The following is a 22619-nucleotide window of genomic DNA, read 5'->3' on the forward strand; positions in this document are numbered from 1 at the left end:
CCATCGGTCATGCCGGGGCGGCGGAAAAGCGGATCTGATTGCCGCCGGCCTGCTTGGCCCGATACATTGCCGCATCGGCGCGCTTCAGGATGCTGCCCAGGCTGGCGTCGTGCTGGTTGAACAGGGTCACGCCGATGCTGGCGGCACAGCCGTGGTAGATGGTTCGTTCGGCTTCTCCCTCGTGGCAGATCGTCAGGCGATAGGGTTCGGCCATGGCGGCCCGCAACTTTTCGGCAATGACCCCAGCTTGGGCGATCGACTCGGCCTTGTCCTGGTCCATCTGGCCGAGCATCACGACAAATTCGTCGCCACCGAAGCGGGCCACGGTGTCCATTTCGCGGACGTTATGTTTCAGCCGGTCGGCGGCTTCGATCAACAGCAGGTCGCCGACGTCGTGCCCGTGGGCGTCGTTGAGCGGCTTGAAATTGTCCAGATCGATAAACATCAGCGCGCCGTGGCAGAAACTGCGCGCGCTGGCCGCCATCGCCTGGCTCAAGCGATCGTTGAACAAGCGCCGGTTGGGCAGGCGGGTGAGCAGGTCATGGAAGGCCATTTGCCGTACCTGTTCCTGCAACTGCTTGCGCTCGGTAATGTCCTGCGAGACGACGACCACGCGGATGACATTCCCCTGCCGGTCGCGGATCACGCTGCCGCGCGATTCCATGTCGCGGATGCTGCCATCGGTCATCAGGAAGCGAAATTCGATCTGGCTACCGACGCCGGTCTGCACGGTTTTGCGGAAAGCCTGTTGGACGCGCTCGCGGTCGTCCGGGTGGATTTCGGCGAAGGAATCGGTGTCGTGCAGATTCTTTGTGCCGAAAATCTGCTGGTACGACGGGCTGTTGTAGAGTCGCCGCCCATCGAGGTCGAGTACGGCAATGAAGTCGGAAAGATTGTCGGCGATCAGATGAAAGAATTCCTTCTGCTCGCGCAATGCCTCTTCCGCCAGCTTGCGCTCGCTGATGTCGGTAAGCGCCATGCGGCAGACGCGCTTGCCGTCGGTGCCCTGGATGCCGAGTGAGAGCAGGTGAGCCCAGAAGGTCGTACCATCCTTTTTCACCATGCGCAGATCGCAGCTATGCTGTTCGCCGGTGGCAAACAGCTGCTGGCTATGGCGGAGGAAGGTGTCGTGTTCATTCGGGGGAATGAAGCGGCGGATCTGCTGCTTGACCAGATCGTCGCGCGCCACGCCAAGCAGCGTGGCGGCAGTCAGGTTGGCCTGCAGGATCAGCCCTGAATCGCTGAGCGTGCAGTAACCGACCGGGGCCAGTTCGTAGAGGTCCAAATAGAGCTGCCGCGAGGCTTCCAGTTCGTCCTGCGCGCAGTGCAGTTCGTCGTTCTGCGATTCGAGCTCGATCTGATGTACCCGCAACTCATGGAGCAGCCTTTGCGGGTCGGCTTCGTCGGCTGCCCCGTCTGTTTGTGCTTGCTCGGCAAATGGGCCCTGGGCCATGCTCGTGTTTTTCATCTTGTTCCTCAACCCAGTGTTCCGGTTGCTCTTGTCGGCCTGTTGCCAAGATAAGCTTGCCCTCGTTTAGACAAGTTAATGGCGATCCGCTGCCCGGTCTGTTTGATAGCCAACATATGGCTATGACAGATTCAATCCATTGGCTAATCGACATCGAGGCAGCGTGCCCCTGTAAACCGTCGCCAAAGGCAGCTCGCCCCGCTTCGCGGCGTTTGGCTGTACGCCTGCATATTCCCATTGTTCAAGGCGGAGCGACGTCGGGCGCTAAGACGATCGTTGTCGGCTGCGATGACAATCGATATAGGGATTCCCGCACGCGGCGCCCTAAAGCGGAGCCGGGCTCGGCAAGTGGCGCGGCAAACGGTTCGTTCCACCAGCGAGGGAAACCTTCAGAGCAGGATTTCCGCTTTGGGGGTCAGCAGATAGACCTTGTGTTCGACGCGAACCGGCCGCTCGTCGGACTGCTCCGGCGCGGATTCGAAAATGCTTTCGACGTGGCGCAGCTGGATGTCGAAGGCCAGCGTGTACAGGCTGGTGATTTCATCGGCGATGGCAAAGTCCTGGTCCGGTGTCTCGCCATCGTCCGGTTCCTCGGTTGTGAGCAGGAACATCCGGCACTGCTCGGGCAGGATCTTGCGCAGATGCGCCAGGTAGGCGTGGCGGAGTTCTTCCGGCAGCGCGGTCAGCGAAGCGCGGTCGAAAACGACGGTGATGTCGCCGAGATCGGCCGCCGTCAGGTCGAAGAAATCGCCACACAGGATGTCGATCCGGCCGCTTTGCCAGCGGGTGAATTTGCCATCCGGCTGGCGGGTCGCCGCCAGCCGGCTTTCCGCGAAGAAGGCGCCGACGGCGATCGGGCTGAGTTCGACGCCGACCACCGGATGGCCCTGGCCGGCCAGCCAGAGCAGATCGAGACTCTTGCCGCAGAGCGGGACGAAAACCCGGTCGCTAGCCGACAGCCCAAGACCCGGCCAGAATTTGATCAGGTTGGCATTGACCGCCAGCTGATGAAAATCCGCGGTTTCGCTATCGCGCCAGCATTGCCGCCAAAGCTCGTTGTCGTTGGCCTGCGGGTTCCATTCCTGGTGCCCGGTCACCGCGACGGTTTCATTGCGGAGCCTTGTGTCCGCGGCGCGGTCAGCGCCTTGATCCAGTCTTTTTGGGCCTGGCGGCGGCGCTTGTCGGTCAGCCGTTCGACGATGTGTTGGCTGACTTCGGCAAAGGGCAGCATGCCGCTCGGGAAAATTTCGTCGCAGCGCAGGATGTGCAGGCCGATCGGCGATTCCAGCACGGCGCTGATGTCGCCTTCGGTCAGCGCAAAGGCCGCAGGCTCCAGTTCGGCATAGAGCTGCTGGCGCTTGACGATGCCGAGCTTGCCGCCTTCCATCGCGGTCGGGCACTGCGAGTATTGATGGGCGGCCTGGCCGAATTGCTCGGCGGTTTTCAGTGTCGAGCGCAGCGTTGCGAGTTGCGCTGCGGCTTTGGCGCGTTCGCCGGGGTTGTCGAAGGTGATCAGGATGTGGCTGAGGCGGCGCGCTTCGGGGCGGTCGAAGGCTTCCGGGTGCAGCCGGTAATAGATTTCGGCATCGATCAGGCTGACCGCCGGGGTGGCCGAGGCGACTTTTTCGAGGACGCTTTCGACCCGAACGTCGCGCTCGACCGCTGCAGCCAGCGTCGTCTCGTTGAGGCCGTTGCGTTCCAGATCCTGGGCGAACTCGTCGTCCGAAGCGTAGCGCTTGCGGATCTCGGCGATCCGGGTGGTCAGCGTCGCGGCGGGAATGACGACATTGGCCGCCGGCGAACTGCCGAGGATGCGCTGCTCGATGCTGTCCTGTTTTTCGGCGACTTCGACCAGTCGGTTGCGTTCCGGCTCGGAAAGCGTTTCCGGTGCCTTCTGGAAAAGTTGCCAGGAGAGTTTCAGTTCGAGGTAGCCGTGCAACATCGCGTCATTCCTTTTGTTCGGTCGGGTCCAGTGCATCTTCCGGGATTTGCAGCACGCGGCCCGGCAGGCTGTCGAAGTGGATGTGGTAAGCAACGCCACCCGGTGCATCGCGGATCACCTTGATGACTTCGCCGATGGCACCGAGGGCGACCAGCACCTCGCCATTGACCGAGAGGCCCTTGGCCGAGCGCACTTTTTCGCGGAACTCGAAGCGCGACGGCGTCCAGGTCTCGTCGGCACCGATCAGTTCTTCCTCGCGGCAACCGACGATCTTGCCTTCGTCGAGAAAGTTCACCGAGTAGATGATCTGGTCCTGCAGGAAGGTCCCGACATCGACCACGTAGCCGATGCTGCCGCGGCGGACCAGCGGGTCGCCCGGATCGAGGCCGGGATAGGTCCCGTCGTTGCGGACGTTGCGCGTCAGGCGCACCGACTCGCCGTACTCCCAGCGGGCGTTCATCATTGCCGGAAGACCTTGTCGAGCGACACGAAGGAACTCATGCCGCCATCCGGCTTGGCAACGTTCTGGAACACCGCGAAGACCTTTTCGGTCAGCGAGTCCGAAGTGACGAAATCGAGATAGGCGCGCTCCAGCCACAGCCGGTAGATGCCGCGCTGGGCGGACTCTTCGGGTGGCAGGTTGGGCGCCTGCTTGGCCAGGTAGTCATGGAAGCGCTGCAGGATGTGCAGGCGGTTGACATGCACCACGCTGGCTTCGTAGGGAACCTCGAAATAGTCGAGAAAATCTTCGGCGGAAACCAGGTCTTCCATGGCTTCGGCTAGGGTCAGGGTATCGTCCATCGTTTTCTCCTCAGGCGACTGCAAGTGTCAGTTCGGGTTCATCGGTTTGCTGCTGGAATTCGTCTACCACTTCAAGCAATTTCGCGGCGCCCAGTTGGTCGCGGCTGTCGAGGCTGGCCAGCTTGATCAGCCGGGCTCGCGAGGCGGCAATCCGGCCGAGGCGGAGCAGCACGACGCTGGCCGCCTTCAGGGCGAGCAGGTAGAAGCGCAGCAGCCCGAAAGAATTGGCGGCGGCCGAGCCGAGCCGGGTTTCGTCGAGCTGGTTCCAGTCGGTCGGCAGGCCGAGATGGCGGCCGGAAAGCTGCATCGCGCGCTCGGCGACGATCAGCGCATCCTCCAGCCGGTGCTGGTAAAAATAGTAGCGGTAGATGCCGACCAGCACGCTGAGGTTCTCCGGCGCGTGCATGTGGGCCCGCAGCAGCGACAGTTCGGCCGCCGGCTCGCCGTATTCGCTGGCCGCCTGGGCGATCAGCCGTTCGGCTTCGGCGGGCAGGGCGTCCTCGAAGTAGAGCTTGCAATCGGAAAAGTCGAGCAGGTCCATGATGGTCTCAGTGCATGGCCTCGTGCTCGCAGCACAAGTCGCCGGCAGAACAGGTTTGACATTGCCCGCTATGGTCGGGCGGCGGCGGTTCGTGGCGCAGTTCGGCGAGTTCTTTTTCCATCGTTTCGATGCGCTCGATCAGGCAGGCGATCGATTTGGCGACCGGGTCCGGCATCACGTTGTGATCGAGATTGATGCCGTTCTCCGGGCGCAGGCCGCTGATCCGGTTATCGACGATGCGACCCGGCACGCCGATCACCGTGCAGTCGGCCGGAACGTTCTTGACGACCACCGAATTGGCACCAACACGGACCCGTTCGCCAATGACGATCGGCCCGAGAATCTTGGCGCCGGCCCCGACGACGACGCCGTCGGCCAGGGTCGGGTGGCGCTTGCCCTTGTTCCAGGAGGTGCCGCCGAGCGTGACGCCGTGGTAGAGCGTGACGTCGTTGCCGATTTCCGCCGTTTCGCCGATCACCACGCAGGCGCCATGGTCGATGAAGAAGCGGCGGCCGATGCTGGCGCCGGGATGGATGTCCACATTGGTCAGCGTCCGCCCGAGGAAGGACAGGAAGCGGGCCGGGAAGCGCCAGCCGGACAGCCATAGCCGGTGCGCCAGGCGATGGGTGAGCACGGCATGGACGCCGGGGTAGGTGGTCAGCACCTCGAGCGTCGAGCGGGCCGCCGGGTCGCGCTGGAAGACGCAGGCCAGGTCTTCCTTGAGGGTTGCCCAGAGGCCGGGTACGGCAGGCGCAATCGCGGTCATGGTCATCGCTTCAGACATGGGGTTGGCTCCGGAGCACGGCCAGAAGTTCGCGCAGATCGCTGATTTCCGGTGGATGCTTGTGGGCGGCGACAAAGTTGCGAACGCGCGGCAGCAGGGCGTGTGCCTCGCGCTCATCGACGGTCAGGCCGAGGCCGCCATAGACGAGCTGGACAGCCCGCGAGCCGGAGTGCTTGCCGAGCACGATGCGGTGCGCCTGGCCGACTTCCTGCGGGTCGAAACCCTGGTAATTGTCCGGATGCTTGAGCAGTCCATCGACGTGGATGCCCGCTTCGTGAGTGAAGGCGCCGGCGCCGACGACGCTCTTCTGCCACGGCACGGCGCGGCCGGAGGCGGTGGCGACCTGGCTGGAGAGGGCGGGGAAGCCTTTCAGGCTGACCCCGGTTTCGATGTCGTAGAGCTTGTTCAGGCCGAGTACGACTTCTTCGAGCGGCGCATTGCCGGCCCGTTCACCGAGGCCGTTGACCGTGGTGTTGACATGCGTCGCCCCGGCCTTGCAGGCAGCCAGCGTATTGGCGGTGGCCAGGCCCATGTCGTCGTGGGCGTGCATTTCGATTTCCAGCCCGGTGTTGCGGCGCAACGTGCTGATCTTGTCGAAGGTGCCGAACGGTTCGAGGACGCCCAGCGTGTCGGCAAAACGCAGGCGGCGGGCGCCGGCCCGTTCGGCGGTTTCGGCCAGGGCACAGAGAAAGTTGAGATCGGCGCGCGAGGCATCCTCGCAGCCGAGGCCGACTTCCAGCCCGAGGCTGAGCGCCGCGCCGATGAATTTGGGCAGTTCGCGCAGCAGCCAGGCGCGATCCTGTTTCAGCTTGTAGGCCAGATGCTGGTCCGAGGCCGGCACCGAAATGTCGATCAGGTGCGCGCCGAGATCCGCGCAGGCGGCGATGTCGGCCGGGTGCATGCGGCTCCATACCATCAGCCGGGCCGGCAGCTTGAGGGCGGCGACGGCGCGGATCGAGTCACATTCCTCTTCGCCCATCGCCGGGATGCCGACTTCCAGCTCGGGCACGCCGATGGCGGCAAGCTGGCTGGCGATGCCCAGCTTTTCGTCCAGCGAAAACGCCACGCCAGCCGACTGCTCGCCGTCGCGCAGGGTGGTGTCGTTGATGGTGACGAATTGCCGATGGGTCATGGGACTCTCCTTGGCTTGTATCTAGCAAGGCGGGTGCCAGTTCGTAACCTATTGAATGGTTTGTGTTATTTGTTTTATGAGCAGAGGGCTGTCGGCTCGATGTCGTGAATGCGACAAGGATTTTTCGGCGAGTCAGGAAAAAGCGGGTGTGTCTGGTTCAGGTACCCGTAAAGGTCCGCGTCGAGGAAGTCCTTCGATACGGCGATACAGCGTGAGTGAGTAATCCAACCACCTGGCTTGTAGTCCGGTTCGGGCTCTGCCACATGATGACGGTTCATCCGAGCGGCTATTACGTCTGGAAAGCTGAACCCGCATCGTCTCGTCAGAAGGAAAATCAGCGGCTGCGCGGCCTGATCAAGCAATCCTGGTTGGCAAGCGGTGGAGTCTATGGCTATCGCAAGATTACCCATGGCCTGGGCGAGCAGTGCGGCAAGCATCGGGTCTAGCGCCTGATGAAACAGGAGGGACTACGGGCACAGGTAGGCTATCATCATCGAGCAGGCCACTAGGGTAAGCTGGCGGTCGTGGTCGAGAATCGGTTGGCGCAGAATTTCGATGTTGGAGCACCCAATCAGGTTTGAGTGACGGATATCACCTATATCCGGACCCGCGAGGGCTGGCTGTATCTGGCCGTGGTGCTGGATCTGTTCTCCCGCCAGGTGATCGGTTGGTCAATCCGTTCGCGCATCGATAGCGAGTCGGCGATTCAGACCTTCGCGGGTTCGTTCTTGTCCTTGGGTTGATGCTTGCAGGCGAACTGGCCTGCATACTCCCCGATCGCTAGCCGGAGAGTACTCCGGACTGGTCATTGCCCGGTGCGCAGCCGGTCTTGCCTGCGCCAGCAGTCTCCGTTAGGCCAGTGACATCGCGTCCAATGGAGCTGGATCAATGGCAAATTGCAATAAGAGCCTTCGGTAGAATAATTAGGACGACAGATATTTTATATATTATCGAATGAAATTACTCAAAATATCTCTTATTTCTTCTTTTGAAATTCGCTTTGAATCAAGAATTGACTCAAGGTCACTTTTGGTTAAAGGATAGTCACGTAGAAGTTTTATTAAATCGTCTTTGCTTGGCGCCGCGGCATCAATAGGAGCGATTTCAGTGGGGTCACTCAAGTCATCAAGTTTTAATGGCATGCGATCAATGTTTACATATATCTTGTACCGAGTAAAACCCTCTGGATAAGATTTATCAAAGTATAAAACTGTGCCTTTTGGAAGCATGTGCGTGTTTTTGGATGACAAATCGCTTGATAATATTAATGGGTATTCTAGTTTGTGTACTTTTGTCACTGCTTTATGCTCCAGAACGAAGTGGTTAAAAGATAGGCATAGCACGAAGGTTAGGGCGCTTGCACCAATAGCAATTCCAATTTTATTCATTTCCCGTTGCCATAAATATCTATCCGTATGGGTTTGACTGGTTGTCCTGTATTTAAAAATGTTAGCAAATTTTCCGGCAAAAACAATCTTGATGATCCTCCCTTTGCCCTGAGCGCCATTCTCTCAGCAAAAGTCAGTACATCCTCGGGCTTATTGTATTTGTCCGATCCTTGATCGATATTTGGAATGGCTTTTTTTGCACCATCAATACTTAATGTGGTGCAGTTTGGACCAAGCGCATGATAATCGGCAGTTAGCTTGTAAACTTGTTTTGTAGCAGTTCTCTTGCCTTCAATTGAAGTTCCGGACTTTATCAGACCATCAAAATATGAATTCGATAAATTTGCTTGATGATCAAAAAGTGAATATACAAAATCAGTTGTTTTCCGCTGGAGAGCTATTTCCCCGGTTATATATGGTTGGAATGAGCTCCATACTCTAAGTATTCCTTCTCCACTTTCACCGAAAGTTCCAGAGACTTTTCCATAGCGGCCGAAGTCGTATGTTAAGTCCAGATTTTTTGTTTTAATACGTAAAGCTGTATGGCCGTATCTGTGCTCCTCGCCAGCTGCGTCGGTATACGGCCCGCCCACTAAGATATGCATTTCGGCAGTTGGCTTTAGTTTGTCGTCGGCAATACTCTTGGGCGTATCGTTAGTCTTCGCTTGAAATGGTTTCTGTCCGCCAGCCATATCATGCCTCAGTCGGTGGCGTTTCACCCCAATAGACTTTTACTGTGCTTGGCTCGGCAGATCCGACGCGCATTGTTTTTCCTTCCTGATCGGTAAATCCATAAAAGACATCGCCATCTCCAGTAACGATTTTGTATGGCATTTCCGCAATAGGTTGTCCGGTTTCCGAATTAAGCGCTCGAATTTGCTCATCGAAAAGCTTCGCTCGCGAATCCGGCAATTTCCCCATCTCCGCCGCTCCATTCCCCGGCCCAACAAACACATTCCCACTCCCCTTCACCGAGAACGTCCCCGGACAAGCAAAGGTGATGTTCTGCCCCTCCAGCGTCACCGAACTCTGCCCGGCCTGCAGCACGATCTTCTCCTTGGCCAGGATGTGAATCTCGTCGTTGCTGCTGGTGATCGTCACCGACTGGTCGGCGAGGATTTCCATCTGGTCGGTATTGGCCTGGATGGTGTGGCTGCCGGCGGCGGCGATGCTCTTGATGCCGCCGGAGTGGCTGAACCAGCTGGCGCCGGCGCCGACGGTGGTGGCGAAGGTGTGGGCGCTGGCGATGTGCAAGTCCTGCTGGACGGTGGCGTGCAGGTGGCCGCCGGCATAGAGCAGGGTGCTGGCCGGAGTGGACAGACCGATGTCGCTGGGCGCTTCGTTGAGGATGATCGGTTCGGCGAAGCGTTCGGTCGGCTCGCCGAGTTCGCGATTGCCGGGCTGGGCTTTCTGGGCGGCCTGACCGCCGACGCTGGCGGTGAATTTGCCGTCCTGCTTCGGGTCGATCGATTTGATGAACTTGGTCTGCTCGGCATTGCCTTTGAGTGCCAGGGCGGTTTGGCCGCTGGCGGCATCGGACAGGGCTTGGGCGGTTTCTTCGGCGGCTTTCAGTTGGGCGACGGTTTCGGCGACATCCATCTGTGTGCTTTGCCCATTCGGGCGGGCGGTAGCCGAGAGCAGGATGCCCTCGCCGGCCCGTACGGCGAGCCAGGCGTCGCTTCGGAGTTCGAAGCCGCTACCGCGCCAGGCACCCCGGCTGGCGCTTTCCGGGGCCTGGTGGATGAGGTGGCCGAGACTGAGCTGGCCGGCGTTCTCGCTGGTCGCGAGGCGGGTGCGCGACTGACCGGGCGAGTCGTCGAGCACCCACTGGTTGTGGCCTTCGTCGAAGTTGTGGCTCATCCAGCCGGAGAGCACGCCGGGGTGGTTGGCCCCGGCTTCGTGGCAGACCGTCCTACAGCTTCGGCGTCGACTGGTCCGGCGACCATTGCCAGAAGGTCAGGCCGTAATCACCACCCACTGAAGGCATGACCTCGCCCTGCTTGAAGTAGCGGCGGGAGTTGGCTTGAGCCGGGGTGAACCACCAGCCGGCTTCGGGGCAGGGATTTCCGGCGAGGATGTTAGGGCGCTTTACATAGCCGAGCGCATACTTGGCACGTATTTCGGCATTAGGCCAATCGCTATCCTCATCAAAGCGCCGCATCCAGCGCAACGACGACTCGTAGTCGAAACGTGGGTTCGGGTCATCGTCCCAAGGGTCCAGCGTCAGCAGCATAAGGTCGTCGCAGCGCACCGGCCGAATGAGGCGGTTGGCCTTGATCAGCAGGTCTGGCACGCCGTTCTTGACAGGATGGAGGTCAAGCTCACCCAGGCGAATCCACAGGGCCGCTTCGCCGTTAGGATTGTGTGGGCCGACGGCAAATGGAATGGCCGTGATTTCAATTCGTGGATCGTCGAGTTCGGCGCGCACTTCGGCCTCGGACTTGCCGAGTTTGGCGCGCCAGTAAGGCGCGAGCAGGAAACACCAGGTGGGGGTGCGCAGGCCGGCGCCAAGGTTCGACGGATTAACGTACTTTACCGAGGGATCACGACCCTCGACGAGTTCCGGTTCGAACTGCGCATCGTCTCGATGGAAACGGTAGCTGTGGAAGGCCATCGTGGACGTATGGTCGATATCCATACCGTAGAAATAGTCGGCGCAGATGCGTTCCAATACGTCGCACTCATAAGCGCCGAGGATGTTGAAACCGCCGTTGCCGACTTCGAAGCCGCTGTAGCAGTGCTCGGGTTGCAAGCGGGCGATACAGTCCTTAACGAACGCCTGCCAGCGTGCCCTGTTCTGGTTGTACCACTTGTGCCGGAAAGTCAGCTTGAGCCTGGTGTAACGCATTCCACCGTCATCAACCTTTGCACAAATGGCCCAGCGCGCCGTGGTTGCATCGCTATCCTGATCGGTGGCCATGAGCCAGAATGAGTGCAGGTTGTCCTGTCGATCCTTGGCCTCCTTGAGCAAGTCTGTTGGCAAGCGCGGGTCGTTCGCTGGCAACCAGTCCTGAGTATCATCTTTCCAGACGATCTGAAACGGCTCGTCAATCAACGCCTCGAATTCCTTACTGATGGCGATGATCTTGTCGGCCACGGGAAGGTAGTCGCTCTTCTGGTGATAGACATAGAAGGTGATATAGGGGCAAAGGCCGATTTCGCGGCCTTCGTCACCGATCCATAGCAACAGGTCATCCGCGAGCGTCTCCGCGATGAATTCCTCGATTTCGTCTGGGGCCAAAAAAAGTTCGGCAGTACTCATAAATTTTATCCTTTGCGACGTGGCGGCTTGGTGTGCTTGTCTTTGTTTTTATTTTCGTTTTCGTGTTTGTTGTCGCTGTCCTCTATTGCGCGATCTTCCGGATAGCGGAATAACGACAATCGCCCACCCGAATTGACGTTACGTTTGTCGAAGCGAGCAGGGCTTTTTCCTGTCTTGACGTCGGCGGCGGCATCAAGCACTGCTTGATATTGTTCGAACTGCTTGCCATCAATCTTATCCCCCGCGAACTTGATCTCGACGATAGCGAAGATATTGGCTTTTCCGGTGGGTTTCTTGCGGTACTCGTTGATGACCAGATCGGCACTGATGCTTCCCGCGCGATTGTTGGGTGGTGGGACAGGGTAGAAGGGGCTGACCCTGCCGACGCGCTTGAGGCGGGTGGCACCCTCGGTCGGGTGGTCAGTGAATGTCTTGGGAGGTCCGAAACTGACCTCGCACTTCAAGGGGCTAGCCCAATCAAGGCAGTAGTCGACGAACTCAAACATCAGGCTCGCGGCGAACTGCTTGAGACGGACGAGGATGAATTGCTCAAGCTCAATATCGGCGATTTCTTCCACCGATTTCTTGAGGATTTCTTCGAGCGCCTTACGCTTGACCTTGGGCAAATCCTTGATGGAAACGTCTTTCTTCTTGCGCAGTTGCAGCACGGGCATGGCGTTTGCCTTGTCGCAGACCTCGCTGATGACGCGGCGGAAGGGGATTTTCTGCTGGATTGCGGTGCTGATAACGCCCCCGCCACCGTCGGCGCCTCGCCCTTTGGCGTTTTTGGTGTTCTGGCTTTGAGGGTCGGCGCCAGCGGCGGCCAGCAGGATAGCGACCTGTTCCTTTTCGCTGATTTTCTTGTCGATCTCGTCTTTCAGGTTCTGGATGAGATGTTCCAGCTGTTTTTTTGCTTCGTCGACGCTCTTGTAATATTTGTCGAGACCTTCGTAGATGTCCTTGATGACGTCGTAAGCCTCGTAAGCAGTCAGTGCGACGCCGACGAGCTCGATGATCTCGATGATGGCTACGGCAATAAGCGGTAAGGGCATGTGTCGAGTTCCCGGGTCAGGATTGGCGAGATGCAACCGAGGCCAGCTTGGCCTGCCAGTTTTCGGTAATGCGTTCGCTTTCGCGCATGACTGATTTGTACACGCTGATCGATTCGGATTGCTGCGTCGTCACCATGCTCGTCTGGCCCGAGGCATTACTCCTGCCACTGGCAAGGACTTTGCCGGTTCGCCCGCTGCGGATTTCGTAGTCATAGTTTTCAAAAGGCCGGTTATCGGTTTTGAAGAGCTCATATTGTCCGGTACACAAGGCTTCCGTGAAGGCTGGAGCCGTCTGCTGTGTTGTTGTCCCTGTCGGCAAACTCTCCAACCCCGCCGCCCCATTCCCCGGCCCGACAAACGCATTCCCGCTGCCCTTCACCGAGAACGTCCCCGGACAAGCAAAGGTGATGTTCTGCCCCTCCAGCGTCACCGAGGATTGCCCGGCCTGCAGCACGATCTTCTCCTTGGCCAGGATATGAATTTCGTCGTTGCTGCTGGTGATCGTCACCGACTGGTCGGCGAGGATTTCCATCTGGTCGGTGTTGGCCTGGATGGTGTGGCTGCCGGCGGCGGCGATGCTCTTGATGCCGCCGGCGTGGCTGAACCAGCTGGCCCCGGCGCCGACGGTGGTGGCGACGGTGTGGGCGCTGGCGATGTGCAAGTCCTGCTGAACGGTGGCGTGCAGGTGGCCGCCGGCATAGAGCAGGGTGCTGGCCGGGCTGGCCAGGCCGATGTCGCTGGGTGCTTCGTTGAGGATGATCGGTTCGGCGAAGCATTCGGTCGGCTCGCCGAGTTCGCGGCTGCCCGGCTGGGCTTTCTGCGCGGGCTGACCGCCGACGCTGCCGGTGAATTTGCCGTCCTGCTTGGGGTCGATCGTCTTGATGAACTTGGTCTGCTCGGCATTGGCTTTGAGCGGCAGGGCGGTTTGGCCGCTGGCGGCATCGGACAGGGCTTTGGCGGTTTCTTCGGCGGCTTTCAGTTGGGCGACGGTTTCGGCGACGTCCATCTGTGTGCTTTGCCCGTTCGGGCGGGCGGTGGCCGAGATCAGGATGCCCTCGCCGGCCCGCACGGCGAGCCAGGCATCGCTCCGGAGTTCGAAGCCGCTGCCGCGCCAGGCGCCCCGGCTGGCGCTTTCCGGGGCCTGGTGAATGAGGTGGCCGAGACTGAGTTGGCCGGCGTTCTCGCTGGTCGCGAGGCGGGTGCGCGACTGACCGGGCGAGTCGTCGAGCACCCACTGGTTGTGGCCTTCCTCGAAGTTGTGGCTCATCCAGCCGGAGAGCACGCCGGGGTGGTTGGCCCCGGCTTCATGGCCGGCACTGAAGGGGGGCAGATCGGCGCCGTTGTAGGCTTGGCCGACAATGATCGGGCGGTCGATGTCGGCACCGAGGAAGTCGACCAGCACTTCGCTGCCGATGCGCGGCAGGAAATGGCTGCCCCAGTTGGCGCCGGACAGCCATTCGGCGACCCGCACCCAGGTGCCGGACTGATCGTTGCCCGGCGCATTGCCGGTCTTGCCGGCCCCGGCGGTTTCGGTCAGGCCGCCGGCATTGGGGGTGGCGCCGCGTTGCCAGGGAAACTGGATCTTGATCCGGTGATCGCGCTCGGTGGTCAGCACGGCATCGGGCAGGCCGACGACATGGGCGGTTTGCGAACGGGCCTGCGGCTTGGCGATGGGCAGCGGCACGACGGGCACCGCCGCCGGCTGGGCGGTGCAGCGGTTGCGGTAGCTGCCGCTTTCGATGTCGGTACTGCCGAGCAATGCGGCGGCCTGGGCGCCGAGGTTGTTGGCGCCGTGGTGGTCGATGCCGAGCACGGTGAAGCGGGCATCGTCACCGCTATGGGAAGCGTGCTGGGTCAGCGTGAAGACGGTGCCTTCAGCCAGTTGGCGGACGCTGCCTTCACCGGTGAACGAACGGTATTTCGCTTCGTGGGCGGCGAGCAACAGGTCGGTGCGCAACTGCGCGGCGGTGCTGTCTTCGAAGCGGTAGGCTTGCGAAGCATCGTGGATTTCGAGGCGCGGCAGTTCGCCGTTGTCGAGCGCACTGGTGGCTTCGGCGCCGGTGGCGACCAGGGTCTTGTAGTCCCAGCCGGCGAGCGATACGGCATTGGGCTGGACCGAGCGGCTTTCCTGCCAGACCTGGAGCGTGTCGGTCGCTTCGCTGGCGGCGCTGCGATGAAAGCGGATCTCCGGCTGGGCGGCGACCGGCAGCTCGCTGTCGCGGTCGAAGATGACAAGTTGATGGCGGGCGTGGCTGGCGTCATCCCCGGCACTGGCTGACTGGTCGTGGCTAAAGCGGTAGGACAAGCCTTCTTCGGCGAGCAGACGCTGGATGAAGGCCAGATCAGTCTCGCGGTATTGCGTCGCCGTGCTGTACTGGCGCAGTTTCTGGGTGACCTGGCTGGTCCAGTTGGCTGACGGGTAGTCGGCGAAGATCTGGGTCAGGATGTTGATGACCGTCTTGTCCTGGAACAGGTAGTTGTCGCGGCGTTGGCCGAGGAAGGCGAGCCAGGGTTCCATGATCACCCGGTAGCGGGCCAGCCCGCCATCGGCCCCCAACTGCAGGGCTTCGGTGACGTAGCCATGCCAGGACCGTTTGCTGCCGTCGGCCTGCAACAGCCGCAGGGTGATTTCCTCGCCGATCAGCGCCTTGAGATCGAGATAGGCGTTGGTGGACAGACAGTCGATTTCGAAACGGAAGGTTTCCGAGACGGCTTCCCGGCCGGAGAAGCGTTCGACGAGCAGTGAAGCCTCGGGCAACGCGGTGGTGATTTCCAGCAGGCGGGCGTGCTGCGAGAGGAAGATGTCAGAGAGGGAAGAGAGGGACATCGGCGCACCGGATATGCCAAAAGGGTGCCCATTGTATTATGACGACGGCAATATCGCCATATCGTTTGGCATTGGCCGAACAGTCCAGGTTGGGGGCTCGGCCACCGATTCATTGAGCATCGGCTGTCTGGGTGGCCGCGGACGGCTTCCATGCTCCGGTCTCCCTTCTCCCCCGAATGCCTCATTTGTGCAAACTTTTTGCCCTTTGCCTAGACTGGTCGTTCGCCGCTTATCGATGGACAATTCGTCCGTCAAAAATTGGAAAAACTGGGCACTACAAATGGCAATTGAAATATCGACAGACGCTACCAACGCCGCAATCGCCTCCATTCAGCGCTATTTCGCGACAAACTTGAATGAAGAAATCGGTGGCCTTGGGGCCGGCGCGCTCCTTTCCTTTTTTCTGAAGGAAATTGGCCCGGTTGTTTACAACAAGGGCGTTGCCGATGCGCAGACACGAATGCAAGAGCGGGTGATGGAACTCGATGTCGAGGTGTACGAAGAGGCCTTCACGTATTGGGCGAAGCAGGGGCGCCAGGGGGCGCGCCAAAAGTGAAGTCAAGTCATTGAATTTGGCTTCCGGGCATTACGCGGCCAGGGGTTTCATCCTGTTTGCCGACCTGCCTGCCCCGGCGCCGCCACGACCTTGCTGAGCAGTGTCGTCAGTTGCCCGATCTCCCCGGCATCCAGCCCGTTCTTGAGCCAGGCTCTTGTCGCGCCAAGCATCGCGGTCATCGCCGTTTCGACTTTTTGCCTTCCTTCGTCGGTCAGCTGAACGGGCTTGACGCGCAGGTCATGCGGCAGCTGAAGGCGCTTGACCAGGCCGCGAGCCTCCAGCTGAAGCATCACCTTGGTCAAACCGCCAGAGGTGATCACCACTTCCTGCTGGATCTGCGACGGAGTCATGTCGTGCGGTGCGGGGGCATTGCGCAATGTCGCGAGGACATCGAATTCGGCGGTCGATAGGCCGTTTTCGACCAGCAGCGGTTGTATCACCTCAATCGATCGGCGATGCGCCCATTGCAGCGCCAGAAAGAGCGGAGAAATCTGTGGATCGAGCGAGCTGTCCCATTGATGACTATCCATCCTGGTGTTCTTGTCCATGTGATCGAAATTCTCCTTCGGGTCATCTGATGCGTCCGTTACGTTACAGATTGTAAGTCTCGTAAGTTATCTTGCGAGAAAGATAAGTGGCGGCTAGTCTGCATACACGTAGATACGCAAGTGGGGAGCATCATGAAAATCATCAAGTACACGCTGGTCGGTTACCTGGCGCTGCTCAGCGCCGCCTGGTGGCTGACCGACCAAGCCGATTTGTTCAACCTGGCCGGGTTTTTTCCCTGGCGAAATGTCCTGAGCCAATACACCGGCGTTATCGCCATTGGCGTGATGAGCCTGGCGATGATTCTTTCGGCCAGGCCGGTATTTTTGGAACGCTACTTCGGCGGCCTCGACAAAATGTACCGTCTGCACAAGTGGCTGGGCATTTCCGCCCTGGTCATTTCAATCAGCCACTGGCTGATCGCCGACGGCCCCAAGTGGCTGGTTCAGCTTGGCTGGCTGACGCGTCCCGGCGGCCGGGGGCCTCGTCCGGTACTCCCGGAAGGTTCCTTGCAACAAATTTTTCTGGAGCAGCGCGGTCTGGCCGAAGGCATCGGCGAGTGGGCGTTCTACGGTGCGGTGCTGTTGATGGTGCTAGCGCTGGTCAAACGCTTTCCCTACAAGCGGTTTTTCCAGACCCACAAGATTCTCGCCGTTGCCTATCTGGCCCTGGTCTTCCACGCCGTGGTGCTGGTCAAGTTCGACTACTGGAGCGGCCTGGTCGGGCCGCTCCTGATCGTCCTGATGACCCTCGGCAGCATCGCTGCGGTGATGTCGCTGACTAACCGGCGGGCCGGGGGCAAGCGGGCGCTGGGCAAGGTTCTCGCCATCGAGCAGTTGGCGGCGCTGGGCGTCGCGGCGATCGAGGTGCAACTGGACAGCGGCTGGCCCGGCCATAAGCCCGGACAGTTTGCCTTTGTCACTTTCCATGAAGACGAAGGTCCGCACCCCTTCACGATCGCTTCGGCGTGGCAGGAAGACGGGCGCATCCGCTTCCTGGTCAAGGCCCTGGGTGATTACACGCGGTCCTTGCCGAAGCGGCTGAAAGTCGGCGATAGCGTCAAGCTGGAAGGACCCTACGGCCAATTCACTTTCGAGGGCAACGCGCCGCGCCAGATCTGGATTGGCGGCGGTATTGGCATCACGCCCTTCATCGCCCGGATGAAAGCCCTGGCCGGCCAGCCTGACGGGAAAGCCGTCGATCTGTTCCACTGCACGGCGGACTATGATCAGGCCGCGGTCGACAAACTGACGCGAGATGCCGCCGCCGCGAAAGTCAGCCTGCACGTTCTGTGGGATCAGCGCGACGGGCGACTCGATCTTCAGCGCCTGATCGAGAACGTTCCGAATTGGCGTGAAGCCGACGTGTGGTTCTGCGGCCCGGCCAGGTTCGGTCAGGCCATCCGGGATGGTCTGGGCTCGCTGGGCTTCCCGGGCGAACGGTTCCATCAGGAATTGTTTGAAATGCGCTAGCGCTCGCTGGCGCCTGGGCCCGAACGGTCTCGCCTGGGCGAGACCGTTCGGGCCGCCTGGTTAAACAAGCCGATAGTCTGGCCAGCCCGACGGACACGCGATGGTGTCCGCCGGGCTGGTTGCGCTTCAGCTACCTGATTCGCTACCCCAGCCGCCGCCGATGGCGCGGATCAGATTGACCGTCGCCCGCGCCCGCTCGGCATCGAGCTGGACGGCGACGCGTTGCTGCAACAGCACGCTGCGGTCGGCATCGATGACGTTGAGATGGCCGACCGAACCTTCACGGTACTGGATCTGCGACAGCCGGGCGGCGCGGCGCGACGAGCTTACCGCCTCGTCCTGGGCTTGCGTCTGGTCGCCGAGCAGGCGCAGATGGGCGAGGTTGTCCTCGACTTCTTTGAAAGCCCGCAGCACCGTCTGCTGGTAGTTGGCTGCCTCTTCGGCGTAGGCCGCGTGGGCCTGGTCGACGCCGGCCTGGCGGGCGCCGCCGTCGAAGATCGGCAGCGAGAGCAGGGTGCCGACCAGCGGCCCCATGACGAAGGCGCGACTGCTCCACTTGAACAGGTCGCCCAGTTCATTCGACTCGTAACCGAGCGCCCCGGTTAGCGACAGGCGCGGAAAGAAGGCGGCGCGCGCCGTGCCGATCCGGGCATTGGCGGCGGCCATCGCCCGTTCGGCGGCGGCGATGTCGGGACGCCGTTCGAGCAGGGCCGAGGGCAGGCCGGCCGGCACTTGCAGGCTGACCCGGTTGAGCGGCTGCGCCGGCAGGTCGAAGGCGGCCGGCGCCTGACCGAGCAGGATGGCCAGACTGTGTTCGGCGACGGCGCGCTGGCGGGCGATGCCGACGGCCTCGGAACGGGCCGAGGCCAGCTCGGTGCGCGCGGTGGCCAGCTCCAGCTCGCTGATGTCGCCTTCGTCGAAGCGGCGCTGGAAGAGCTGGGTGCCCTGTTCGCGCAGTTTGACGGTGTCGGCGTACAAGGCGGCGAGGGCGTCGAGCTCGCGCAGCGAAAAATAGGCTTGCGCGACATCGGCCTGGATGGCCAGTTGCAGCGAGCGGAACAGGGCTTCACGCTGGTCCGTCGTCGCCTTGGCGGCATCGACGCCGCTGCTCACCCGGCCGAACAGGTCGGCCTCGTAGGCGACGGTGCCTTGGGCCCGCCACAGCGTCGCGATGCTGGTCTCGGCGTCGGCCGCCAGGCCTTGCGAGGCCGGCGACGGACGTTGGCGGGTCGGCCCGGCGCCGATGCCGATCTGCGGGAAGAGCGCCGAGCGGGCGTTCTGCTGCAAGGCCCGGGCCTGGGCCAGCCGGGCGGCGCCGGCCTTGAGGTCCTGGTTGGCCGCGGCAGCCTGGGTTTCCAGGCGGTCCAGCGTCGGGTCGGCAAAGGCCTTCCACCATTCGCCGCGCGGGATGTTCTCGGCCGGTTCGGCGGTCTTCCATTGGCCGCTGGCCGTGGCCTCTTTGAAGGCAGCTGGGCTATCGACCACCGGCGGCTGGTAGGTCGGGGCCAGCGAGCAGCCGGCCAGGGTGAGCAGGGCGGCGAGCAACGGGAACAGCCGGGCCGGGCGGGTTAGCCCGGCGGGCCGGGCAGGCGGCGCGGCCGAAGCGGCCGGGTGGGGCGGGTAGGGGAGCAAATAGTTCATGGCAATTTCTCCTGCGGCTTAAGCCGGGGTGTGGGCCGGAGCAATCGGCGCTTCGTGGTGGGTGGCCGAGTGCAGCTTGTGGCGCTTGTCCAGCGTGCGGAGCAGGACATAGAAGGTCGGCGTCAGGAACAGGCCGAAAGTGGTCACACCGAGCATGCCGAAGAAGACGGCGATGCCCATCGCGTGGCGCATTTCCGAACCGGCGCCGGTCGAGGTGACGAGCGGGATGACGCCCATGATGAAGGCGATCGAGGTCATCAGGATCGGGCGCAGCCGCAGCCGGCTGGCGTCGATTGCCGCCTGCAGCGGCGTCGCCCCCTGCAGTTCCAGCTCGCGGGCGAACTCGACGATCAGGATGGCGTTCTTGCAAGCCAGGCCGACCAGCACCATCAGCCCGATCTGGGTGAAGATGTTGTTGTCGCCGCCGGTCAGCCAGACGCCGGTCAGCGCGGCGAGGATGCTCATCGGCACGATCATGATCACGGCCAGCGGCAGGGTCAGGCTTTCGTACTGCGCGGCGAGAACCAGGAAGACGAGCAGCAGGCTGATCGGGAAAACCCAGATGCCGGCGTTGCCGGCCAGGATCTTCTGGTAGGTCAGGTCGGTCCACTCGAACTTGACGCCGCGCGGCAGGGTTTCCGCCGCGATTCGTTCGGCCGCCGCCTCGGCCTGCGCCGACGAAAAGCCGGGGGCCGGGCCGCCGTTGATGTCGGCGGCGGTGTAGCCGTTGTAGCGGACGACCATTTCCGGGCCGAAAGTGGTGTGCACCTTGACCAGCGAGGAGAGCGGCACCATCTCGCCGAGGTTGTTGCGCGTCTTCAGTTGCAGGATGTCCTCCGGGTGAGCGCGGAACGGCGCGTCGGCCTGGGCGCGGACCTGGTAGGTGCGGCCGAAGCGGTTGAAGTCGTTGACGTACAGCGAGCCGAGGTAGATCTGCATGGTGTCGAACACGTCGGTCACCGAAACGCCTTGCTGCTTGGCCTTGACGCGGTCGAGATCGACGTCGAGCTGCGGCACGTTGATCTGGTAGCTGGAGAACATCGGTCCCAGCTCAGGCGCCTTGGCGGCCGCTGCCATGAAGGCATTGGCGGCGGCGTTGAGTTCGGCATAGCCGACCGCGCCGCGGTCCTCGATCTGCATCTTGAAGCCGCCCACGGTGCCGAGGCCCATCACCGGCGGTGGCGGGAAGACGGCGATGAAGGCTTCCTGGATCGCCGAATACTTCTGGTTCAGCGCCCCGGCGATGGCGCCGGCCGAGAGTTCCTGACCGTGCCGCTCGTCGAAAGGCTTCAGCGTGACGAAGACGATGCCGGCGCTCGAGCTGTTGGTGAAGCCGTTGATCGACAGGCCGGGGAAGGCGACGGCGCTTTCGACGCCGGGCTGGGCCAGGGCGATCTCGCCCATCTTGCGGATCACCGCCTCGGTACGGTCGAGCGAGGCGCCGTTCGGCAGTTGCGTGAAGCTGATCAGGTACTGCTTGTCCTGGGCCGGTACGAAGCCGCCGGGTACCAGGTAGGAGATGCCGACGGTCAGCCCGAGCAACACGGCATAGACGCCCATCGCCGAAGCTTTGCGACCGATGACGCCGGTGACGCCGCGGCCATAGTTCTCGGAAGCGCGACCGAAGAAGCGGTTGAAGGCGGCGAAGAAACGACCGAAGAAGCGGTTCATCTGCCGTGTCAGCCAGTCCGGCTTTTCGCCGTGGCCCTTGAGCAGCATGGCGGCGAGCGCCGGCGACAGGGTCAGCGAGTTGAAGGCCGAGATCACCGTCGAGATGGCGATGGTCATCGCGAACTGCTTGTAGAACTGGCCGGTCAGGCCGGTCATGAAGGCAAGCGGTACGAAGACGGCGACCAGGGTCAGCGCGATGGCGATGATCGGCCCGCTGACTTCGCGCATCGCCCGGTAGGTGGCTTCGCGCGGTGTCAGCCCGGCCTCGATGTTGCGCTCGACGTTCTCGACGACGACGATGGCGTCATCGACGACGATGCCGATCGCCAGCACCATGCCGAACAGCGACAGGGCGTTGATCGAGTAGCCGAAGCCGAGCATCAGCGAGAAGGTGCCGACGATGGAAACCGGCACGGCGAGCAGCGGGATGATCGAGGCGCGCCAGGTCTGCAGGAAGACGATGACGACCAGCACGACCAGGGCGATGGCTTCGAGCAGGGTATGGACGACGGCCTTGATGCTGGCCCGGACGAACTGCGTCGGGTCATAGACGATGCGGTACTCGACCGAGGCCGGGAATTCCTTCGACAGCTCGGCCATCGCCTCGCGGACCTTCGACGAAACGTCGAGCGCGTTGGCGCCGGGCGCCTGGAAGATGGGAATAGCGACCGCCGGCTTGTTGTCGAGCAGCGAGCGCAGGCCGTATTCGGAAGCTGCCAGCTCGATGCGGGCGACGTCGGCGAGGCGCGTCACGGCGCCGTCCGGCGAGGTCTTCAGGACGATCTCGCCGAATTCACCTTCGCTTTGCAGACGGCCTTGGGCATTGACGTTGAGCTGCAGCGGCACGTCCGGGCCACTCGGCGAGGCGCCGATGACGCCGGCCGCGACCTGGACGTTCTGCTCGCGGATGGCGCGCACCACCTCGGCGGCGGTCAGGCCGCGCTGGGCGACCTTCTGCGGATCGAGCCAGACACGCATGGCGTAGTTGCCGGAACCGAACAGGCCGACTTCGCCGACGCCCTGGATGCGGGCCAGCCGATCCTTGACGTTGAGCACCGCGTAGTTGCGCAGGTAGGTCATGTCGTAGCGGTCGTCGGGCGAGATCAGGTGCACCACCATGGTCAGCGTCGGCGAGCTCTTGATGGTTGTCACGCCGAGTCGCTGGACATCCTCGGGCAGCCGCGGCAGGGCCTGCGCGACGCGGTTCTGGACCAGCTGCTGCGCCTTGTCGGGATCGACGCCGAGCTTGAAATTGACCGTCACCGTCAGGTTGCCGTCGCTGTTGGCCTGCGACTGCATGTAGAGCATGTTCTCGACGCCGTTGATCGACTCCTCGAGCGGCGAGGCGACGGTTTCGGCGATCACCTTGGGGTTGGCGCCCGGGTACTGGGCGCGCACCACCACCGAGGGTGGCACGACTTCCGGGTACTCCGAGATCGGCAGCTGGAACAGCGCCAGCACGCCGGCGAGCAGCAGCAGGATGGAGAGCACGCCGGCGAAGATCGGCCGGTCGATGAAAAATTTTGAAATGTTCAT

Annotated in this window: 19 protein-coding genes and 1 pseudogene; 3 read left to right on the forward strand and 17 right to left on the reverse strand. The window is 61.8% G+C overall.

Annotated features, from left to right (window positions below; all coding sequences use genetic code 11):
- Window positions 1-7: 7 nt before the first annotated feature.
- The 8 genes from KI611_RS07960 to nifV form a co-directional block, all read right to left on the reverse strand.
- The gene (locus KI611_RS07960; RefSeq protein WP_226419287.1) at window positions 8-1468 is read right to left on the reverse strand and encodes a diguanylate cyclase; all 1461 of its coding nucleotides are present in this window, start codon (window positions 1466-1468) and stop codon (window positions 8-10) included.
- Window positions 1469-1857: 389 nt separating this feature from the next.
- On the reverse strand, window positions 1858-2565 hold the full coding sequence (locus KI611_RS07965; RefSeq protein WP_226419288.1) for a thiopurine S-methyltransferase: 708 nt from the start codon (window positions 2563-2565) through the stop codon (window positions 1858-1860).
- The gene (gene nifM / locus KI611_RS07970) at window positions 2562-3410 is read right to left on the reverse strand and encodes a nitrogen fixation protein NifM (RefSeq protein WP_226419289.1); all 849 of its coding nucleotides are present in this window, start codon (window positions 3408-3410) and stop codon (window positions 2562-2564) included. The genes KI611_RS07965 and nifM overlap by 4 nt, the downstream gene beginning before the upstream one ends.
- A gap of 4 nt (window positions 3411-3414) precedes the next feature.
- Complete coding sequence (locus KI611_RS07975) at window positions 3415-3873, reverse strand: nitrogen fixation protein NifZ (protein WP_226419290.1); 459 nt, start codon at window positions 3871-3873, stop codon at window positions 3415-3417.
- On the reverse strand, window positions 3870-4211 hold the full coding sequence (nifW, locus tag KI611_RS07980; protein WP_226419291.1) for a nitrogenase-stabilizing/protective protein NifW: 342 nt from the start codon (window positions 4209-4211) through the stop codon (window positions 3870-3872). Before nifW ends, KI611_RS07975 begins: the two co-directional genes overlap by 4 nt.
- Before the next feature lie 10 nt (window positions 4212-4221).
- Entirely contained in the window at window positions 4222-4752 is a 531-nt protein-coding gene (locus KI611_RS07985; protein ID WP_226419292.1) for a hypothetical protein, read from the reverse strand.
- A gap of 7 nt (window positions 4753-4759) precedes the next feature.
- Window positions 4760-5536: a serine O-acetyltransferase gene (gene cysE / locus KI611_RS07990; RefSeq protein WP_226419293.1), complete on the reverse strand. Its 777-nt coding sequence runs from the start codon at window positions 5534-5536 to the stop codon at window positions 4760-4762.
- The gene (gene nifV / locus KI611_RS07995; RefSeq protein ID WP_226419294.1) at window positions 5529-6668 is read right to left on the reverse strand and encodes a homocitrate synthase; all 1140 of its coding nucleotides are present in this window, start codon (window positions 6666-6668) and stop codon (window positions 5529-5531) included. Before nifV ends, cysE begins: the two co-directional genes overlap by 8 nt.
- Window positions 6669-6922: 254 nt before the next feature.
- On the opposite strand from nifV, the pseudogene KI611_RS08000 reads away from it, so the two are divergent.
- Window positions 6923-7375 (forward strand): annotated as a pseudogene (locus tag KI611_RS08000) (IS3 family transposase); the annotation flags it as partial.
- A 240-nt stretch (window positions 7376-7615) separates the two neighbouring features.
- Here KI611_RS08000 and KI611_RS08005 read toward each other — a convergent pair.
- Genes KI611_RS08005 through KI611_RS08030 form a run of 6 tightly spaced genes read right to left on the reverse strand, consistent with a single transcriptional unit; the run spans window position 7616 to window position 15197 of the window.
- Complete coding sequence (locus KI611_RS08005; RefSeq protein WP_226419295.1) at window positions 7616-8056, reverse strand: hypothetical protein; 441 nt, start codon at window positions 8054-8056, stop codon at window positions 7616-7618.
- Window positions 8053-8748: a hypothetical protein gene (locus KI611_RS08010; RefSeq protein WP_226419296.1), complete on the reverse strand. Its 696-nt coding sequence runs from the start codon at window positions 8746-8748 to the stop codon at window positions 8053-8055. The genes KI611_RS08005 and KI611_RS08010 overlap by 4 nt, the downstream gene beginning before the upstream one ends.
- Before the next feature lies 1 nt (window position 8749).
- Window positions 8750-9916 (reverse strand): DUF2345 domain-containing protein, encoded by a 1167-nt coding sequence (locus KI611_RS08015; protein WP_226419297.1) that lies wholly within the window; start codon window positions 9914-9916, stop codon window positions 8750-8752.
- A gap of 52 nt (window positions 9917-9968) precedes the next feature.
- Window positions 9969-11318: a DUF3396 domain-containing protein gene (locus KI611_RS08020; RefSeq protein WP_226419298.1), complete on the reverse strand. Its 1350-nt coding sequence runs from the start codon at window positions 11316-11318 to the stop codon at window positions 9969-9971.
- A gap of 5 nt (window positions 11319-11323) precedes the next feature.
- Window positions 11324-12370 carry a hypothetical protein gene (locus KI611_RS08025; protein ID WP_226419299.1) on the reverse strand — a complete coding sequence of 349 codons (1047 nt, stop codon included), beginning with the start codon at window positions 12368-12370 and terminating at the stop codon, window positions 11324-11326.
- A 16-nt stretch (window positions 12371-12386) separates the two neighbouring features.
- Entirely contained in the window at window positions 12387-15197 is a 2811-nt protein-coding gene (locus tag KI611_RS08030; protein ID WP_226419300.1) for a type VI secretion system Vgr family protein, read from the reverse strand.
- A gap of 235 nt (window positions 15198-15432) precedes the next feature.
- On the opposite strand from KI611_RS08030, the gene KI611_RS08035 reads away from it, so the two are divergent.
- Window positions 15433-15753: a DUF2164 domain-containing protein gene (locus KI611_RS08035; protein ID WP_226419301.1), complete on the forward strand. Its 321-nt coding sequence runs from the start codon at window positions 15433-15435 to the stop codon at window positions 15751-15753.
- A gap of 47 nt (window positions 15754-15800) precedes the next feature.
- Here the strand turns inward: KI611_RS08035 and KI611_RS08040 are convergent, their stop codons facing one another.
- The gene (locus tag KI611_RS08040) at window positions 15801-16301 is read right to left on the reverse strand and encodes a MarR family winged helix-turn-helix transcriptional regulator (RefSeq protein ID WP_226419302.1); all 501 of its coding nucleotides are present in this window, start codon (window positions 16299-16301) and stop codon (window positions 15801-15803) included.
- 132 nt (window positions 16302-16433) lie between these two features.
- Between KI611_RS08040 and KI611_RS08045 the strand changes: the two genes are divergently transcribed.
- On the forward strand, window positions 16434-17771 hold the full coding sequence (locus tag KI611_RS08045; RefSeq protein WP_226419303.1) for a ferric reductase-like transmembrane domain-containing protein: 1338 nt from the start codon (window positions 16434-16436) through the stop codon (window positions 17769-17771).
- Between the two features lie 126 nt (window positions 17772-17897).
- Here KI611_RS08045 and KI611_RS08050 read toward each other — a convergent pair whose 3' ends face one another.
- Window positions 17898-19412, reverse strand: coding sequence for an efflux transporter outer membrane subunit (locus KI611_RS08050; protein WP_226419304.1), 1515 nt, complete (start codon window positions 19410-19412; stop codon window positions 17898-17900).
- An 18-nt stretch (window positions 19413-19430) separates the two neighbouring features.
- Window positions 19431-22619, reverse strand: coding sequence for an efflux RND transporter permease subunit (locus KI611_RS08055; protein ID WP_226419305.1), 3189 nt, complete (start codon window positions 22617-22619; stop codon window positions 19431-19433).

The sequence above is a fragment of the Dechloromonas denitrificans genome, assembly GCF_020510685.1.
GTDB classification, from domain to species: Bacteria; Pseudomonadota; Gammaproteobacteria; order Burkholderiales; family Rhodocyclaceae; genus Azonexus; species Azonexus denitrificans_A.

Coding starts and splice junctions, on each gene's coding strand:
- KI611_RS07960 (WP_226419287.1), bottom strand. CDS start 1,468: ATGAAAAACACGAGCATGGCCCAGGGCCCATTTGCCGAGCAAGCACAA.
- nifM (WP_226419289.1), bottom strand. CDS start 3,410: ATGTTGCACGGCTACCTCGAACTGAAACTCTCCTGGCAACTTTTCCAG.
- KI611_RS07975 (WP_226419290.1), bottom strand. CDS start 3,873: ATGATGAACGCCCGCTGGGAGTACGGCGAGTCGGTGCGCCTGACGCGC.
- nifW (WP_226419291.1), bottom strand. CDS start 4,211: ATGGACGATACCCTGACCCTAGCCGAAGCCATGGAAGACCTGGTTTCC.
- KI611_RS07985 (WP_226419292.1), bottom strand. CDS start 4,752: ATGGACCTGCTCGACTTTTCCGATTGCAAGCTCTACTTCGAGGACGCC.
- cysE (WP_226419293.1), bottom strand. CDS start 5,536: ATGTCTGAAGCGATGACCATGACCGCGATTGCGCCTGCCGTACCCGGC.
- nifV (WP_226419294.1), bottom strand. CDS start 6,668: ATGACCCATCGGCAATTCGTCACCATCAACGACACCACCCTGCGCGAC.
- KI611_RS08005 (WP_226419295.1), bottom strand. CDS start 8,056: ATGAATAAAATTGGAATTGCTATTGGTGCAAGCGCCCTAACCTTCGTG.
- KI611_RS08010 (WP_226419296.1), bottom strand. CDS start 8,748: ATGGCTGGCGGACAGAAACCATTTCAAGCGAAGACTAACGATACGCCC.
- KI611_RS08015 (WP_226419297.1), bottom strand. CDS start 9,916: ATGAGCCACAACTTCGACGAAGGCCACAACCAGTGGGTGCTCGACGAC.
- KI611_RS08020 (WP_226419298.1), bottom strand. CDS start 11,318: ATGAGTACTGCCGAACTTTTTTTGGCCCCAGACGAAATCGAGGAATTC.
- KI611_RS08025 (WP_226419299.1), bottom strand. CDS start 12,370: ATGCCCTTACCGCTTATTGCCGTAGCCATCATCGAGATCATCGAGCTC.
- KI611_RS08030 (WP_226419300.1), bottom strand. CDS start 15,197: ATGTCCCTCTCTTCCCTCTCTGACATCTTCCTCTCGCAGCACGCCCGC.
- KI611_RS08035 (WP_226419301.1), top strand. CDS start 15,433: ATGGACAATTCGTCCGTCAAAAATTGGAAAAACTGGGCACTACAAATG.
- KI611_RS08040 (WP_226419302.1), bottom strand. CDS start 16,301: ATGGACAAGAACACCAGGATGGATAGTCATCAATGGGACAGCTCGCTC.
- KI611_RS08045 (WP_226419303.1), top strand. CDS start 16,434: ATGAAAATCATCAAGTACACGCTGGTCGGTTACCTGGCGCTGCTCAGC.
- KI611_RS08050 (WP_226419304.1), bottom strand. CDS start 19,412: ATGAACTATTTGCTCCCCTACCCGCCCCACCCGGCCGCTTCGGCCGCG.
- KI611_RS08055 (WP_226419305.1), bottom strand. CDS start 22,619: ATGAACATTTCAAAATTTTTCATCGACCGGCCGATCTTCGCCGGCGTG.